Origin of the sequence: Mycolicibacterium bacteremicum (assembly GCF_002086115.1) — a bacterium.
Classification (GTDB): domain Bacteria; phylum Actinomycetota; class Actinomycetes; order Mycobacteriales; family Mycobacteriaceae; genus Mycobacterium; species Mycobacterium bacteremicum.
On sequence record NZ_MVHJ01000036.1, the window covers coordinates 13,965 to 28,802 of the forward strand.

Annotated in this window: 15 protein-coding genes, 1 tRNA gene and 1 pseudogene; 9 read left to right on the forward strand and 8 right to left on the reverse strand. The window is 64.8% G+C overall.

Features of this window, described 5'->3' with window-relative positions; translation table 11 throughout:
• The first annotated feature begins 288 nt into the window (after window positions 1-288).
• The 3 genes from BST17_RS25610 to BST17_RS29100 are packed head-to-tail and all read left to right on the forward strand — an operon-like array spanning window position 289 to window position 2,470.
• Window positions 289-1,218, forward strand: a complete 930-nt coding sequence (locus tag BST17_RS25610; RefSeq protein ID WP_133053599.1) for a hypothetical protein — start codon at window positions 289-291, stop codon at window positions 1,216-1,218.
• Window positions 1,215-1,940 (forward strand): DUF8453 domain-containing protein, encoded by a 726-nt coding sequence (locus BST17_RS29775; protein ID WP_234807826.1) that lies wholly within the window; start codon window positions 1,215-1,217, stop codon window positions 1,938-1,940. Before BST17_RS25610 ends, BST17_RS29775 begins: the two co-directional genes overlap by 4 nt.
• The gene (locus BST17_RS29100; RefSeq protein ID WP_133053600.1) at window positions 1,937-2,470 is read left to right on the forward strand and encodes a hypothetical protein; all 534 of its coding nucleotides are present in this window, start codon (window positions 1,937-1,939) and stop codon (window positions 2,468-2,470) included. The genes BST17_RS29775 and BST17_RS29100 overlap by 4 nt, the downstream gene beginning before the upstream one ends.
• A gap of 27 nt (window positions 2,471-2,497) precedes the next feature.
• Here BST17_RS29100 and BST17_RS25625 read toward each other — a convergent pair.
• The 4 genes and pseudogenes from BST17_RS25625 to BST17_RS25640 form a co-directional block, all read right to left on the reverse strand.
• Window positions 2,498-3,159, reverse strand: a pseudogene (locus tag BST17_RS25625) (tyrosine-type recombinase/integrase); the annotation flags it as partial.
• Window positions 3,160-3,730: 571 nt separating this feature from the next.
• Window positions 3,731-3,804 (reverse strand) — tRNA-Leu (locus BST17_RS25630).
• Between the two features lie 69 nt (window positions 3,805-3,873).
• Complete coding sequence (glsA, locus tag BST17_RS25635) at window positions 3,874-5,880, reverse strand: glutaminase A (protein ID WP_083061724.1); 2,007 nt, start codon at window positions 5,878-5,880, stop codon at window positions 3,874-3,876.
• A 128-nt stretch (window positions 5,881-6,008) separates the two neighbouring features.
• Entirely contained in the window at window positions 6,009-7,328 is a 1,320-nt protein-coding gene (locus BST17_RS25640; RefSeq protein ID WP_083061725.1) for an HNH endonuclease signature motif containing protein, read from the reverse strand.
• 146 nt (window positions 7,329-7,474) lie between these two features.
• Here BST17_RS25640 and BST17_RS25645 point away from each other — a divergent pair, with 146 nt between their 5' ends.
• Both BST17_RS25645 and BST17_RS29900 read left to right on the forward strand, forming a co-directional pair.
• Window positions 7,475-8,020 carry a DUF6611 family protein gene (locus BST17_RS25645; protein ID WP_083061726.1) on the forward strand — a complete coding sequence of 182 codons (546 nt, stop codon included), beginning with the start codon at window positions 7,475-7,477 and terminating at the stop codon, window positions 8,018-8,020.
• Entirely contained in the window at window positions 8,017-8,148 is a 132-nt protein-coding gene (locus BST17_RS29900; protein ID WP_264001855.1) for a hypothetical protein, read from the forward strand. Before BST17_RS25645 ends, BST17_RS29900 begins: the two co-directional genes overlap by 4 nt.
• On the opposite strand, the gene BST17_RS25650 is transcribed toward BST17_RS29900, so the two are convergent.
• The 4 genes from BST17_RS25650 to BST17_RS25665 all read right to left on the reverse strand — a co-directional run bounded on the left by BST17_RS25650 (window position 8,127) and on the right by BST17_RS25665 (window position 10,644).
• Complete coding sequence (locus tag BST17_RS25650; protein WP_083061727.1) at window positions 8,127-8,438, reverse strand: DUF308 domain-containing protein; 312 nt, start codon at window positions 8,436-8,438, stop codon at window positions 8,127-8,129. The genes BST17_RS29900 and BST17_RS25650 overlap by 22 nt on opposite strands.
• Window positions 8,439-8,456: 18 nt before the next feature.
• Complete coding sequence (locus tag BST17_RS25655) at window positions 8,457-9,083, reverse strand: flavodoxin family protein (RefSeq protein WP_083061728.1); 627 nt, start codon at window positions 9,081-9,083, stop codon at window positions 8,457-8,459.
• Window positions 9,084-9,223: 140 nt separating this feature from the next.
• Window positions 9,224-9,916, reverse strand: coding sequence for a hypothetical protein (locus BST17_RS25660; protein WP_083061729.1), 693 nt, complete (start codon window positions 9,914-9,916; stop codon window positions 9,224-9,226).
• 41 nt (window positions 9,917-9,957) lie between these two features.
• On the reverse strand, window positions 9,958-10,644 hold the full coding sequence (locus tag BST17_RS25665; RefSeq protein WP_083061730.1) for a type III PLP-dependent enzyme domain-containing protein: 687 nt from the start codon (window positions 10,642-10,644) through the stop codon (window positions 9,958-9,960).
• A gap of 215 nt (window positions 10,645-10,859) precedes the next feature.
• Here BST17_RS25665 and BST17_RS28885 point away from each other — a divergent pair, with 215 nt between their 5' ends.
• From BST17_RS28885 to kdpB, 4 genes are read left to right on the forward strand one after another with little or no spacing between them, the layout of a single operon-like run.
• Window positions 10,860-10,955, forward strand: coding sequence for a potassium-transporting ATPase (locus BST17_RS28885; protein WP_109750299.1), 96 nt, complete (start codon window positions 10,860-10,862; stop codon window positions 10,953-10,955).
• Complete coding sequence (locus BST17_RS28890; RefSeq protein WP_109750300.1) at window positions 10,952-11,041, forward strand: potassium-transporting ATPase subunit F; 90 nt, start codon at window positions 10,952-10,954, stop codon at window positions 11,039-11,041. The genes BST17_RS28885 and BST17_RS28890 overlap by 4 nt, the downstream gene beginning before the upstream one ends.
• Entirely contained in the window at window positions 11,041-12,711 is a 1,671-nt protein-coding gene (gene kdpA / locus BST17_RS25675) for a potassium-transporting ATPase subunit KdpA (protein ID WP_083061731.1), read from the forward strand. Before BST17_RS28890 ends, kdpA begins: the two co-directional genes overlap by 1 nt.
• Window positions 12,711-14,837: a potassium-transporting ATPase subunit KdpB gene (kdpB, locus tag BST17_RS25680; protein ID WP_083061732.1), complete on the forward strand. Its 2,127-nt coding sequence runs from the start codon at window positions 12,711-12,713 to the stop codon at window positions 14,835-14,837. Before kdpA ends, kdpB begins: the two co-directional genes overlap by 1 nt.
• Window position 14,838: the final 1 nt, after the last annotated feature.

Sequence of the window (14,838 nt, forward strand, 5' to 3'; positions counted from 1 at the left end):
CCGCCGCGATCCATCCGCGGCCACAAAAGCGCATTTCAGACGGTACAGAAACGGTGCTGACGATCCATCAGAGGCAGCACGGTCCGTTGCCGCACGTCCGCAGGTTGCCGAACGCCTGCTGACGCGGTGCTGACACAGAGCGACGCCAGCCTCGTTGCTGACGGAGATGACATGGACTGTCCGCCAGTCGGCCGACTCAGCCGTGTCCTCAGCAAATCTGTCGGACGCGTCGATTACGTTGTTTTGGTGCGCTGACCATGGGTCGGGGCGGGATGAACGGATCATAGGATGAGTGATACACAGCCGACAGTGAATTCTGACGAAGGCTTCAGCCATCAGAAGTGCTACGCCAACACGCGTGGCGGGTGTTCGACCAAGATCACCGGTGAGCACTACGTGTCGCACGGGCTCATCAAGTTGTATGGCAACAATGACCCTGCCTACAAGGTTCAGCACCGCACCGGCAAGGGAGTTGGACACCCCGTGCAACCGAAAGAGTTTAAGGCCAACATCCTCTGCACGAACCACAACTCCGGGTTGCACCATGCCGACGACGCTGCGCTCGAGTTCGCTACTTTCCTGCGCAGGAACGCCTTTCAGTACAACGCAGGAGCCGGCGATTGGGGTGACTCTGAGGAAATCACCATCTCCGGCGACGACATGCAGCGCTGGGTACTGAAGCTGTTTCTCAACCACGCAGTCAAGGATCACTTCACGGTTCAGCAGGACAAGAAAGTCTCGTTTCCGACGGAAGCAATTGACTTGCTATTGGACCGCGCTGCTTGGCCGCCCACGTGGGGGCTGTGCGTGGCTGCCGACACTACGAACCGCCGCATGTGGTTCGATCCGTTTCAGATCAAGGAAGCCATCGATGTTGACTGGTGGGGCTGTGCACCATTTGTGTTCCATGACGAGACCTGGCTAGGCGGCGCGATCGTCGACCTGGCACACGTCAGTTTCGGTCTGACTCTGTTCAACCCTGGAAGGCACGACGTCCGATTTGAAAATCCGGACAACCCAATCCGAGGAACACTCCAGCGGCCGAAGTATCTCGCATGGGAACTCAACGGTGTGAAGAAGCGCGTCAATTTCCGATGGGACGACCCGTGGCAGCGACAGGGACTTACCTACACGCTGCGAACCCAGAATCGGGAAGACAGGTTGAAAGGACTGGCGCCACAAGGGCGTCAGTTCAGGAAACGTGGAATGGCCGAGTGACCGTGGACGCGAACTTCTGGGCGGCAGTTGCAGCCATCGCGCAGTCCGCCACGGTTATTGTGGCGGTCCTGGCGGCGATATACGCACGCGGGCAAGTCAGGGAAGCCCGCGAGACTCGTGAGCGTGTAGCCCAGCCTGAGATCGTCGTTTTCGTCGATCATCACCAAATCCGACGGTATGTAGACCTAGTTATCAAGAACTTCGGGCAGACAACGGCTTACAACATCCAAATAACATTGCCAGATCTTCAAGTGGCCCGGTACAAGAGCAGAGCTACTGACGAAGAGGTCACTCACCTTCTGATGCCGAGAGCGATCGCCGTGCTCGCGCCAGGTCAGGAATGGAGGACAGTGTGGGACTCCGCGGTTCGGCGGGAGAACTTCGAAGGCACACTGCAAGACCAGTACGTCGGTCGTGTCGACTTCGATGACAGAGTCGATGGACCGGGCAAACGAAGCTACTCGAATCCCATAATCCTTGATGTCAAGATGTTCTGGAACACAATGTGGATTGAGCGCAAGAAGGGAAGGTCGATCGAAAACGCTCTCTACGACATCGCCGAAACGCTGGAAAACTACAAGGATGAGCACGACGGGATCTGGGTCTACACAGTTCCCGGCGACGAGGAGCGTCAATATAGGAAGCGGCTCGAGGATGATCCAGAGTTCGCCTTCGACGAATTTATGGACAAAGCCAAACGCGAGGAGCGTCGACAACCATGACGCATTTATGGGAAATTTGGGCTGCCGCTGATCCAGGTTCACCTGCAACGCAACCTGACGGGCTGACTCAACCATGGGCAACCGTTATCGCAGCAACTATTGCAATCCTCGGAGCACTCTTCGCCTACCTTGGCGTCACGAAAACGACCCGCACAACGCGGAAAGAGAACCGAAGATCGGAAAAGGTTCGTGTACTTGATAATGCTTGGACTGCCGTTGTTAAGTACAGCAGAGCCCTTGAACGTCTGAATAATATTGATGCACCAGGCGAACGCGCCACAGAAATCACAAAGATGGCTGCAGGGCCGATGTGGGACCTGTCGGACGAGTACGTAGTCGCCGTTACCAAGTTGCCTATCTATAACTTCGGAGTCGCCTTTGCAGCAGTTTCAAAGCTGCATGCCTCAGAAATCAAGATATGGGAATCCCTTCGCGCCAATCCCCTCGAAAAGGCCGACGAAACGCGTGCGACGCAACTCTACAAAGAGGCTGAGAGTGCAATCAAGTACTCACTCGAAGCCCTCGATTGACGATAGCGCGGTGCGCCTTCAAAGGCCTCAGTTGGCCTTTGCAAGTGGGATTACGCTGGCCCCGACCCCCACAACACCTCGGCCGACCTTTGGCGCGGCCTGGTCATCTTCGTTGATGTAGTCCGCGTAGGTAGTCAGCGTCAGAACGAATGTACTGTGCCCCAGCCACTTTGACACCTGCATATAGTGCTCCCCTGCGCTGAGATTCATGGTAGCGAACGTGTGCCGCAGATCATGGAAGCGAACGTGTGCCGCAGATCATGGAAGCGCACGGCTCCGAGACCCAGCGCCTTGGTGGCGGGTTGCAGGTAGTGCTCGTACAGCGCTGCCGCGCACACCGGCTTGGCCCAATCGAAGACATAGCGATTCCGCCTCCCGGGAAACAGCGGGGCGTTCGGGTGATGCTTGTTGCCGGCCGAATTGGTGACCGAGAACGGATGGACATCGGTCAGGTAGTCCCGAAGTTCGTCGGCCAGCCACGGGGCCAGTGGCACGATGCGGTCAGTGGAAGCATCGCTTTTGGGCGTTCCGTAGACCCACTGAACGGTGGCAGACGGTGAGCCGTCCTCCCGTTTCACCCGCTTGCGCCGGGCGGTGCGTGTGATGCGAATGCTGCCCACGGTGCCGGGGATAGCCGACAGCGTCACGTCCTACACCTGAAGGCCCTGCAGCTCACTGGCCCGCACTCCTTGCATGCGCACGCTTGTGCACGTTGCGGGCGACCAACAAGCCGAGGCACCAACCGACCTCGAAATGCTGCCCGAATAGACGGGCATCTTGCTCTACGGACATCTTGCTCAGCTCTTCCGATTGAATCTGGGTTGAGTGAGCGCTCCGCACAACCATAACTCGATATGTAGCTGGCACACAACTGAAAGTCAGCTTCTAACTGCATATTTCGATCCCCATGGGACCCTTATGGCTTTGCTGGGTCGTACGCATTTCCTGCATCACAGCGCTTAAATCGCGCTACCAGCGGCCACAGTTTCCTAGTTGCACTAAATGCCTCATCTGTCACATTGCTGACAGCTTCCAAAACTTGCCCTGTCCTGGGGCTGATGATTCGACTAAGAGGACGGGCGCGCAGGCACCGGCACCCGGGTTTGTGTTGCCGAACACACCGGTCGCACTCTTTGCCGCGTCAGCGGGCTCCCGACTTAAGTCAACTGATTGCTGACGCGCTGCTGACGCGGAACCCGAAAGCGTGGTCGACCGCTCACTTGTTCGACCCAAAAAACGCCTTTACCTGGTCTTTCTCAGTGCCCCCAGTCGGACTCGAACCGACACTTGGCGGATTTTAAGTCCGCTGCCTCTGCCAATTGGGCTATGGGGGCGTGTGCACGTCAGAGCGTACTGGAGGCCACCACCGGGCAGCGCACCCACGAAGTCGCGGGCCGACAGTCTCAGTCCCGTAGCGGTGGGCCGTCACCGGAAGGCACTGCTGCGCTGAGTTTCTCGGGTATCTCACCGGGCCGATACCCCGGCAGCCGGGACGCCGGCAGGATCGCCACGACGCTGATCCCTGCCAGGATCAGTAGCCCCAGCTTCAACGCCCGCAGGCGCGCGTCGGTGTTGATCTGCACCGCGGCGTCCACCTCGGACTGCGAGGCGTCGGTCCGGGACAGCACCTCGCGCAGCTGGTCATTGCTGACGAAGTTCACCTGGTCCAGGTCGACCTGCGCGATCAGCCGGTCCGGGATCTCGACATCGTTGATCACGGCCTGGCCGACGTTGAGCGACAGGATGCCGACCAGCATGGCGCCGGCCAGCGCGGTGCCCACCGCCGAGGCGAGGTTCTGTGTCGTCCCGCGAACCGACCCGACATCACCGGCGAGTTCCTTGGGCGCAGCGGTGACCAGGACGTTGAACACGAGGGTCACCAGCGCGCCCTGACCGATGCCGAAGACGATGAGTCCGATGATCGTCGGGGCCGTCTCCCAGTTGTTGGTCACCACCACCGACAGCCAGACCAGCGCGACGGTGGTCAGAGTGAACGAGAAGACACCGATGGTCCGTGGGGTGAACCGCTTGTAGAACCGCACCACCAGCGTCGCGGTGATAGAAACGGTCAGGTTGAACGGCAGCATCGCCATCGACGTGTCGAACGGCGTGCGCCCCTGGACGATCTGGATGTACAGCGGCACCGTGAAGTTCAGCGCCGCCTCCAGCGCCACCACGATGAACATGGCATACACGGCGGCTCGTTCCCGCGAAGACCCGAGTACCGACAGGCTCACCAACGGCACCTTGCCGGTCCGGGTGCGGTGCCGCGTCCACACGAAAAACGCCTGCCCCAGCACGATTCCGATGAGCACCAACACCGGCGCCGGCGACAGACCCAACAGATCGAACGGGGCCTCGGGGTTGGCCTGGAACACGCCCCACCCGTTCAGGTTGTTGAAGCCCAGCGTCAGCGACACGATCGCCACACCGATCAGCAGCGCGGCGAACACGTCGATGTCGACCGATTTGTCACCGGCGGCCGAGTGCAACCGGAAGCTGAACAGGAACACCGCGACGGCCAGGACCAGCACGATGACGAACACCGGCCGCCAGCCGACGAATGTGCCGAGGGTGCCGCCGATCAGGAACGCACACACTCCGGACAGGGCGCGAGCCGAGCCGAGTGATCCGACGCCGGTGGCAGCGAGGACGGCCAGGGTGTCCCGGCACACCCCGGCCGATACGACCCTGCGCCCGGTCACCGGGTTGACGCCGCCATCGGCGAGCGTCGCACCCATGATGGCCAGATCCTTCGCCGTTACCCGTAGTGCGCACTGCCGGGTGTAGACGTCGACCACCGCCAGCGGATCAAGATCCAACCGGCCATAGCTTTCCAGCAACCGGGCGATCGCGCGGTTGCGCTGATTGGTCTGCGCCTCGGATTGATAGACCGTCTCGTCCAGTTCGAGCGGGCGGCCGGCGAACTCCGACAGACCGCGGACGATGTGCTCCCACTGGGCCTGTGGCGCCTCCCCCGGGATGAGCGCGGTCGTCGCGATGGCGCCGGCGTTGACCATGGGATTCATCGGGTGGCCGTTGTTGAGCTCGATGGCGATCACCGAGTTGAACGGCAACCCGGTGTTGTTCACCCCGATCCGCTCCGCCACGGCCTGATGCCCGAGTTCCTCGCACACCAGCGCGTAGACGAACGCCTTCGAGATCGACTGGATCGAGAACTCGATATCGCAGTCACCGGATGTGTGCACGCCGCCGTCGACTTCGGCGACGCAGACACCGAACCAGTTCGGATCGGCCTCGGCCAGCACCGGGATGTAGTCCGCGACGGCCCCGGCGGTGTCTGCCCGGCAGCGGCGATGCGCCGCCTCGACCAGCGATTCAACCTCCGAGAATTCGGGAAGCTCGCCGGTGTACGCCGCTTGTACGACGTCGCCCACCTCGACATCCATTGCCGGGCCCCTCCGTACCGCATCGCCGTGCCAGGCCACGCCGGAGCGTGCGGATAGGGCCCAGCCTAGGCAAGTGCAGCGGGTGAGGGGCCGGTTCGAGGTGACCGGGTATCGGCTGCTCTGCGCAGCTAATTGTCGGCAGCCGGCGGGGCCTTCGGTTCGAAGGGTGTGTACCACCACCAGTGGGCTTTCTCCCCCGACGGTCCGCGGCATGGCGCGACATGCGGTGGCGGTCCGGTCGGTGGGCGTGCCAGCGACGCCGAGGTCAGGGTGCGGCCCTGGGAGTCGGTGACGGTCAGCGCGTCGGCGGGCCCGGTCAGGGTGATCTCACCCTTGTGGTGCAGGCGGTGGTGAAAGGGGCACAGCAACACCAGGTTCCACAGCTCGGTGGGCCCGCCGTGCTCCCAATGCACCAGATGATGGGCATGCAGCCCGCGGGTGGCCCCACAGCCGGGCACCACACAGGTCGGGTCACGGTGCTCCAACGCCCGCCGCAACCGCCGGCTGATGGTGCGGGTGGCACGCCCGGACCCCATCGGCACACCGTGGCGTTGCAGCCACACCTCACAGGTGGCGTCACACAGCAGGAACTGACGATCAGCATCGCTGAGCACCGGCCCCAGGTGCAGGGCTGCGGATGCCTTCTCGATGTCGTAGTGCACCACCACCGTGGTGTGCGCCCCGTGCGGCCGCGCGGCCGCCTCGGCGTCCCAGCCGGCCTCGATGACACTCATGAACGCATCCACATTGTCGGGGAACGGCGGCGCCGGATCAGTGGGCACACTGACCTGATCCTCGATGCGCACCTCCGGTGTCTGGGCGGCGTCACGGCCGGCTTGGGCGTCGCGATCGCGCCGCCACTGCGCGATCAACCCATCCTTGCGTGCATCCAACGCGGCATCGAACTTGGCGGCCTCCAGCTTGGGCAACCGGATCCGGTAGCTGGTGTACCCGTCCTGCTCAATCCGACTGAATGACCGCTTGGGTTCCGGTGCGGGTTCGGGGTCGGGGCGGGGTTCCTGCTTGACCGCGGTCCGCAGCTGGGTGACGGTGGCGGTCGTGGCCAGCTCGGCATAGTGGTCATCGGAGCCGTCGGCGGCATGTTCGGCGATCACCCCGAACTGGTCGACCGACAACTGCCCCGCACGCAGACTCTCGGCCAGACGGGGAAACACCTCGATGCGTTGGGCGATCGCCACCATCACCTGAGCATTGCGTGGTGACATACCGAACCGCCAGGCCACCAACTCCGGCAACGAACGGCACCCGGTGTCACCCCACAGCGAGGGGCCGTCACCGCCGTCGATCTCGGCGACAATCTCCACCAGCCGCCCGTCGAGGGCGTTGCGCTGGCCGATCACCTCGGCCGCTTCGGCGTACAAGCCCAGCAGCCGGTCCGACACCGCATCCGCCGCATCAGCGGCGAAAACGTCTGTGGGAGGCGGCATACCACGATTCTAGAGAGGGGGTCCGACAAGTAACGGCGGTCGCCGAGGCCGATCCGGGACGCAGAAGTCGTCAGGAAACCGGCACCGCCCGTCAAGATTCCGTACAGATCGACCAGACCCGCGCAACCGCGGCGCATCGTGGATCGGTGACCAATACCTTCAGGCAACTGTGCCGGCTCCTGCTGGATGGTGACACCGTCTGGGGCACAGTGGAAATCCGACCGCAACGTTGGGGTGCCACTGCGTACCGGATCGTCGTCTACCCGCCGGGGATCACCTCCGAGGAGCGTCGCCGGGTCCGGGTGTGGCGTGGCTTCTACGCGTGGGGCACCGGGCTGTGGCTGGCCTCGACCGCGATACTGTCCGGATTCACCGAACCGTGGACCGCTGTCGCGCTGGCCTGCGCCGTATCGCTGAGCCTCGGAGCCATCGCCTTCGCCCGCGCCGGATCCCTTCGCGCCGCGGTCCGCACGGCCGATGTCACCGTCGCGGTGCCGAATCCCGACCGGGCACTGCTTCTTCGCGCCCGCCAGGTGCGGAACATCGGCGTGACGATGGTGCGCGCCGATCACAGCATGCGTGACGGCGACATCAGCGTTGCCGACCACGAGTTGATCTGGCATCACGCCTACGCGCAACTGGAACACAACATCGTGTTGCCGTCCGTCGGGCGTTACGGCGGTGTTCGATGACCGACCTGATCGCCGCGCTCACCCTGCTGGGCGCACCAGCGTTGGCGCTCTTCGCCGTCCGGTGCGCCATCGCCCGGCAGTTTCGGCGCGAACGCGACGACCCCGCTCAGCTCGTCGGCGGCTCGTAGGGAACCTCGGGATTGTCGCGGTGCCACTCGACCTGCTGCTCTTTGACTTTGCGGTGAAAACGGTTCAGCCAGAACAGTCCACCGGCGATCAGCACCACCGCCAAGATCACCGCCACGACACCGGCGGTGCGTGTGCCGTTTGCGAACGAGAACAGCCCGATGACCATGGCCAGCACACCCAGTCCCACCGAGACGATTCCCGGCGCGTTCTTGCCCGCCTTCATCGCCTCGCCGGCGTGCTGCCGATAGGTGCGCGAGTGGTCGACCGGATCTTTTGATGTGTCAGGCATGACGGCTCCCGTGAGTTCTCATTGATACGCCGGATAGAGGGACTGTTTGAGCGTGCGCGCCAGATGTACCGCATTGCGGGCCGCCGCCTCGGTCGTCGAGGCCACCTGCTCGGGCACCTCGTCGAGATCGTTGAAATCCTCGGATCCCATCGCGGGTCCGGTCCAGTAGGTGCATCCCTGGGCCGGGATGCTGAACCCCACATCGTTGAGGCCCTGAAAGACGTCCGCGACGACCTTGTGCGCACCGTCCTCATTACCGACGACGCTGACCAGCGCGACCTTGCCCACCATGGCGGGGCGGCCCTCGTCGTCGGTGGTGGACAGGTCCGCGTCCAGACGCTCCAGCACCCGCTGGGTCACCGAGGACGGATGTCCCAACCAGATCGGGGTGCTGAGCAGCAGGATGTCGGCGGCCAGGATCTTCCCCCGGATCTGCGGCCACTGGTCACTGTCGCCCATGTCGACCTCGACGCCCGGTGCGATGTGAAAGTCGACGCAGCGCACCAACTCGCACTCGACGCCGTCCTTGCGCAGGTAGCCGAACACGTGCTCGGCCATGGACTGGCTACTGGAAGGCGCCGGGCTGGCTTTCAGGCTACACACCAGGGCGACCGCCCGGATTGCCGATGGGGCGTTGGTGGTCATGCTGGCTCAGGTACCCCGTGCAGGGGCGATCAAACGGAATGGGCCCGTTTTCACAGCCGCGGATCGGGGCATCCCGGCGGGTCGAGAGCGCGCTGCGACAACGTCAATATCAGAACGCGACAGTCACTTTCGCGTCCAGGCTAAGCCGTCGGCACGTCCCAGACCGAGGCGTCGACCGGGCTACCGGTGACCATTTCCACGGCGGTGAAGATGAACTCGTCCTCGGTCATGTCACCGTCGACGGCCACCTGCCGCAACGCCTCGTTGACCAGCGGGAAGCCGGCGGCCAGGTCGAAGGTCCAGCCGCCGTCGGTCCGCACGAACTCCCAGTCGGCACCGGCGGGTTCGCCCTGCACCAGCATGGGCGCGTACGCCCGGTCACCCTCGATGCGCACCTCGCCCAGGGTGTTGCCCTCCAGCGCGGCGGCGTCGATCATCCCCTCGTTCACCCCGTAGACCAGCAGACCGGCCCCGTCCATGGTGTCGAAGTCCGGCGGGGTCTCGACCCGCATGCGCGCGATCATCAGGCGGTCCATCATCCCGGCCTGTGCGACCTCCGCCGGACCGGCCGTCCGGGCGAGGTGCACCACCTGGTCGTAGTGCGCGATGGTGTCCGGGCTGATCAGGGCGGGCACCGCGGCGCCGTTCTGCGCGCCGGCCTCGGTCCGGTACTGCTCGAACACCGTCCGCACGGCCTCGGCGTCGGCGGCCGGATCGATCGCCTCCTCGGTACTCGCCGAACTGACCGGCGAGCCCTCCAACTCCCGTTCGCCTGCGCAGCCGCCCAACAGCGCCGTCATGGCCAGGAATCCCGCCGCCAGGTGCAGCCGCACCGGATCACCTCCGCGTCACGAAGTCATTGCCATCGCAAACTCTAACCGGTGCCGCCGCGGCATGCGGGCCCCAAGGTCAGCACGGGCCTCGGCAGCCGCCACCGCGCACAACCGTCATCGATGGCCTCGTCGACGGCGGATGCGATGGACGTCAGCTGCTGTTTGTCCGCCCGTAACCACGCCGCGGCCGGCCCGCCGTCCAGACTTATCCGGGTCACCTCGGCGCCGTCACGGCGCAGGGCCGCCACCCGGCCGAGCAGCTGCCCGGCGGCATCAGCCCACCGCAATGGCTCCGAAGAGTCCACGCTGCAATGTATTCCGACCACATCCACGCCGTCGAAACGGTAGTCGGCGAGCAGACAACCCAGATCCAGGTGCACCGCGGCCGCACCACCGGTCAGTTCCGCGAGGACATTGAGGTGCCGTGGCGTGGACGCAACGAAGCGGGTCACCCCGCAGGACAACGCGCCCGAGATGCCGATGGACGAGGGCCCGCACCGCCACAGCACCTGTTCGGGTGCCACCCCGGCCGAGCGCACCAGGCCCAGCTCCCACGCGTCGGCGACGTACACGCTCACACCGTGTGCGCGCACCCACGCCGACACCAGCGGATCGGCCAACAGCAGCGCGGGCAGGCCGCAGGCGGATTTCGGCAGGACTCGTCGCACGACCCGCACAGCGGCGCGCAGCCGGTGCGGATGACCTGCATGCGTATCAAGATCCGTCATCACTTCGGTCTACGCTCGCCAGCTGGCCGCAGCCTGTGCAGTAGCCCAGACCACACCCAGAAAGCCGCCGCGTAGTGACCGCGTAAAGATGGCCACCCGGGCCGTCAAGGAAGCGTCAAGGCCCAGCTCACCGGCGAAAACCGGACGTAGTTTGGCCTTCGCCACCGATCCGATCCGGCGGGGGCGTCAACAACCGCAGGAGTGCTGATCTCGTCGTGACGACCACCGTGTCCATCGTCATCTTCCTCGCGCTGACCATCGCGATCTTCGCGCTGCTCGGCCTGGTGCAGAAGTTGGTCGAGCGGCTGTGAACCTTGCCAACGGCGTCGGCCTCGCGCTGGCGATCCTGATCGCGCTGTTCCTGTTCGCGGCCCTGCTCTTCCCGGAGAGGTTCTAGTGTCCACGACCACCGCGGGGATCATCTTCCTCGCCGCACTCGTCATCGTGCTGGCCGTCACCCACGTGCCGCTCGGCGATTACATGTACCGGGTCTACACCGACCCCAACGACTCCCGCATCGAACGCGGCATCTACCGGCTGATCGGCGCCGACCCGAAGGCCGAGCAGACCTGGGGCGCGTACGCCCGCAGCGTGCTCGCCTTCTCCGCGGTCAGCATCGGATTCCTGTTCGTGTTCCAGTTGGTGCAGGGCAAATTGCCGCTGCACCTGAACGACCCGGCCACCGAGATGACCCCGGCACTGGCCTGGAACACCGCGGTCAGCTTCGTCACCAACACCAACTGGCAGGCCTACTCCGGCGAGACCACCCAGGGCCACCTGGTGCAGATGGCCGGGCTGACCGTGCAGAACTTCGTCTCGGCCGCCGTCGGCATGGCCGTGGCCATCGCCTTCGTGCGCGGCCTGGTCCGGCGCAGCACCGGCGATCTCGGCAACTTCTGGGTCGACCTGGTGCGCGGCAGCCTGCGCATCCTGCTGCCACTGTCGGTCATCGGTGCCATCGTGCTGATCGCAGGCGGCGTCATCCAGAACTTCGCGGTGCACGACCAGGTGATCGAGACCATCGCCGGCGGGCAGCAGACCATCACCGGCGGCCCGGTCGCCAGCCAGGAGGTCATCAAGGAACTCGGCACCAACGGTGGCGGTTTCTACAACGCCAACTCCGCGCACCCGTTCGAGAATCCGACGACGTGGACGAACTGGCTGCAGATCCTGCTCATCTGCCTGATCCCGTTCGCGCTGCCGCGCTCGTTCGGTCGGATGGTGGGCAACAAGAAGCAGGGGTACGCGATCGTCGCGGTGATGGCCACCATCGCCACGCTGAGCGTCAGCCTGCTCATGCTGTTCCAGTTGCAGGCCCACGGCACGGTCCCGACCGCGGTCGGCGCGGCCACCGAGGGTGTGGAACAACGCTTCGGCGTGGCCAATTCGGCCGTCTTCGCCGCCGCCACGACGCTGACCTCCACCGGTGCGGTGGACTCGTTCCACGACTCCTACACCAGCCTCGGTGGGCTGATGACGATGTTCAACATGCAACTCGGCGAGGTCGCCCCCGGCGGTGTCGGGTCGGGCCTCTACGGCATGCTGATCCTGGCGATCATCACCGTGTTCGTCGCCGGACTGATGGTGGGACGCACCCCCGAGTATCTCGGCAAGAAGATCACCCCGCGCGAGATCAAGTTCGCCGCAACGTATTTCCTGATCACCCCGCTGCTGGTGCTCACCGGGACGGCGCTGGCGATGGCGATGCCCGGGCAACGCGCCGGAATGCTCAACACCGGGCCGCACGGACTGTCCGAGGTGCTCTACGCCTTCACCTCGGCGTCCAACAACAACGGTTCCGCGTTCGCCGGCATCGGCGTCAACACCGAGTGGTACAACACCGCACTGGGGCTGGCCATGGTGTTCGGTCGCTTCCTGCCGATCATCCTGGTGCTGGCGCTGGCCGGTTCGTTTGCCGCCCAGGCGAAGACGCCCGAGTCCGTCGGCACCCTGCCCACCCACCGGCCGCAGTTCGTCGGCATGGTCGTCGGGGTGACCGTCATCCTGGTCGCCCTGACGTTCCTGCCCATGCTCGCGCTCGGCCCCCTCGCTGAAGGAATCCACTGATGTCCACCGCCACCGCCGATCCGACTGCCACCACCGCCCCGCGCACCCCGAAGGACTCCGTGCGCAGCGGACTGCTCGACCCGATGATGCTGTGGAAGTCGGTACCCGACGCGCTGGGCAAACTCGACCCGCGCACGCTGTGGCGCAACCCGGTCATGTTCATCGTCGAGATCGGTGCCGTCTGGAGCACCGTGCTGGCCGTCACCGACCCGTCCTGGTTCGCCTGGCTGATCGTGGGATGGCTGTGGCTGACCGTGGTCTTCGCCAACCTGGCCGAGGCCGTCGCCGAGGGGCGCGGCAAGGCCCAGGCCGACAGCCTGCGCAAGGCCAAGACCGACACCATGGCGCGCCGGGTCACCGACTCCGGCGGTGAGGAGCAGGTGGCCGCCCCACTGCTCCGACAGGGTGATGTGGTGATCGTCGAAGCGGGACAGACGATCCCCGAGGACGGCGACGTCATCGAGGGCATCGCCTCGGTCGATGAATCCGCCATCACCGGTGAGTCCGCACCCGTCGTCCGCGAATCGGGCGGTGATCGATCGGCGGTGACCGGTGGCACCACGGTGCTCAGCGACCGCATCGTCGTCAGGATCACCCAGAAGCCCGGGGAGAGCTTCATCGACCGGATGATCGGTCTGGTGGAGGGCGCCAACCGGCAGAAGACCCCCAACGAGGTGGCGCTCAACATCCTGCTGGCCTCGCTGAGCATCATCTTCGTGTTCGCCGTCGCGACGTTGCAGCCGCTGGCGATCTTCTCCAAGGCCAACAACCCCGGTGTGCCGGATTCGTTGTCGCTCACCGGCGATGGCGTCACCGGCATCGTGATGGTCGCGCTGCTGGTGTGCCTGATCCCCACCACCATCGGTGCGCTGCTGAGCGCCATCGGTATTGCCGGGATGGACCGGTTGGTGCAGCGCAACGTGCTGGCGATGTCCGGCCGCGCCGTCGAGGCCGCCGGCGATGTGAACACCCTGCTGCTCGACAAGACCGGCACCATCACCCTGGGCAACCGCCAGGCCGCGGCCTTCGTGGCGCTGGCCGGGGTCACCGATGACGAATTGGCCGACGCCGCGCAATTGTCCAGCCTGGCCGACGAGACGCCCGAGGGCCGCTCCATCGTGGTGTTCGCCAAGCAGCAGTACGGCTTACGGGCAAGGACGCCCGGCGAGCTCAGCCACGCACACTGGGTGGAGTTCACCGCGCAGACCCGGATGTCCGGTGTCGACCTGGACGGCCACCAGCTCCGCAAGGGTGCCACGCAGTCGGTCGCGGAATGGATCCGTTCCGAGGGCGGCACCGTGCCGAACGAACTCGGCGACATCGTGACCGCCATCTCGAAGGCCGGCGGCACCCCGCTGGCCGTCGGCGAGGTCCGCGACGGCCGGGCCCGTGCGCTCGGCGTCATCCACCTCAAGGATGTGGTGAAGCAGGGCATGCGGGAACGCTTCGACGAGATGCGTCGCATGGGCATTCGCACCGTCATGATCACCGGTGACAACCCGATGACCGCCAAGGCGATCGCTGAGGAGGCGGGCGTCGACGACTTCCTGGCCGAGGCCACCCCCGAGGACAAGATGGCCCTGATCAAGAAGGAGCAGGCCGGCGGCAAGCTGGTCGCGATGACCGGGGACGGCACCAACGACGCCCCGGCGCTGGCTCAGGCCGATGTCGGAGTGGCCATGAACACCGGCACCTCGGCGGCCAAAGAGGCCGGCAACATGGTCGATCTGGATTCCGACCCCACCAAATTGATCGAGATCGTCGAGATCGGCAAGCAGTTGCTGATCACCCGTGGCGCACTGACCACCTTCAGCATCGCCAACGACATCGCGAAGTACTTCGCGATCATCCCGGCGTTGTTCGTCGCGCTGTTCCCCGGCCTGGACCTGTTGAACATCATGCGGCTGCACAGCCCGCAGTCGGCGATCCTGTCGGCGGTGATCTTCAACGCCGTCGTGATCGTCGTGCTGATCCCGCTGGCCCTCAAGGGTGTGCGCTACACACCGGCCAGCGCGTCGAAGCTGTTGAGCCGCAACCTGTTCATCTATGGCCTCGGCGGGGTCATCGCGCCGTTCATCGGCATCAAGCTGATCGACCTGGTCGTCCAACTATTCCCGGGAATGTGAC